The sequence below is a fragment of the Streptomyces murinus genome, from assembly GCF_002154555.1.
Lineage (GTDB): Bacteria > Actinomycetota > Actinomycetes > Streptomycetales > Streptomycetaceae > Streptomyces > Streptomyces murinus.
The window spans coordinates 1-1409 of sequence record NZ_MUNF01000211.1; the positions used below are offsets into that span (position 1 = coordinate 1).

At 66.5% G+C, this 1409-nt stretch carries 1 protein-coding gene; it reads left to right on the plus strand.

Annotated features, from left to right (window positions below; all coding sequences use genetic code 11):
- Positions 1-57 precede the first annotated feature (57 nt).
- On the plus strand, positions 58-1218 hold the full coding sequence (locus CCN72_RS14815) for an IS701 family transposase (RefSeq protein ID WP_086807926.1): 1161 nt from the start codon (positions 58-60) through the stop codon (positions 1216-1218).
- Positions 1219-1409 lie beyond the last annotated feature (191 nt).

Genomic DNA, 1409 nt, shown 5'->3' on the forward strand with positions numbered 1-1409 from the left:
CTAGTACTGCAACGGTCTTTGTTGTGACGGTTGGGCAGGTGGTTCGTTGGTCTGTTCATGGGTGGGGAACTGTCTGATGCCCGGTCGTGGGCGGGTGAACTGAGGGCTCTGCACGAGCGGTTCGTGCATCGTTTTGCCAGGTCGGAGCCACGTGAATCGGCGCTGGCGTATATGCGGGGCCTCATCGCACCGCTGGAGCGGAAGAACGGCTGGACGCTGGCGGAGGAGGCGGGTCATGCGGGACCCGACCGGATCCACCGGCTGCTGAACAGGATCGACTGGGATGCGGACGAGGTCCTGGACGACGTGCGTGAGTACGTCGTGGAACATCTCGGGGACCGGGATGCGGTACTGATCGTCGACGACACTGGTTTCCTGAAGAAGGGGGACCGTTCGGCCGGCGTCCAGCGGCAGTACTCCGGAACCGCGGGACGGACGGAGAACTGCCAGGTCGGGGTCTTCCTCGCCTATGCCGCTGACCGCGGCCGCACCCTCATCGACCGGCGCCTTTATCTGCCGGCGTCCTGGACGGACGACCGGGAACGGTGCAGGCGGGCCGGCATCGACGACGAGGTCGTGTTCGAGACGAAGGTGGCGATGGCCCGGGCGATGGTCCGCCGCGCCATCGCGGACAAGATCCCGTTTCGCTGGGTGACCGCGGACGCCGGTTACGGCTATTCCAAGAGCTGGCGGACCGAGCTGGAACGGGCGGACGTCTTCCACGTCATGGCCACCACCCGGCACGACACCGTCGTCACCCGCTGGGCCATGGACCATCCCGTTCATGACCTGTTCCACGGGTTGCCGCGTCAGAAGTGGAAGCGCCGGTCCTGCGGCAACGGGTCTCATGGGCCCCGCGTGTTCGACTGGGCACGGATGGAGGTCCGGCCCTGGCACCGGGAAGACCGCAGACACTGGGTGATCGCCCGCCGCAGCGTCCGCAGGCCCGGGGAGATCTCCTACTACATCGCCTACTGCCCCGCCGACACCACACTTGACCAGCTCATTCAAGTTGCAGGCAGCCGGTGGGCGGTCGAGGAGTGCTTCCAGAGCGCGAAGCAGGAATGCGGTCTGGACGACTACCAGGTCCGCCGCTGTCCCGGCTGGCACCGCCACATGACCCTGGCCATGGCCGCCCACGCCTGCCTCACCGTCCTGCGGGCCCGCGAGCTCGACGCGGGGAAAGCAGAAACGGATCCTCTGACCTCGTCCCGCTGAGCCTTCCCGAACTCAGACGCCTGATCCACGGTCTCACCCACCGCCGACCAGCCCCCCTCGACCACATCCTGCACTGGTCCCGCTGGCGTCGCCGACGACAACACCAAGCCCGGATCAGCCACTACCAACGACGCGGCCACACACCACCCGAACCTGTCCAACCATCAGGGAAAGCACCGTTGCAGTACTAG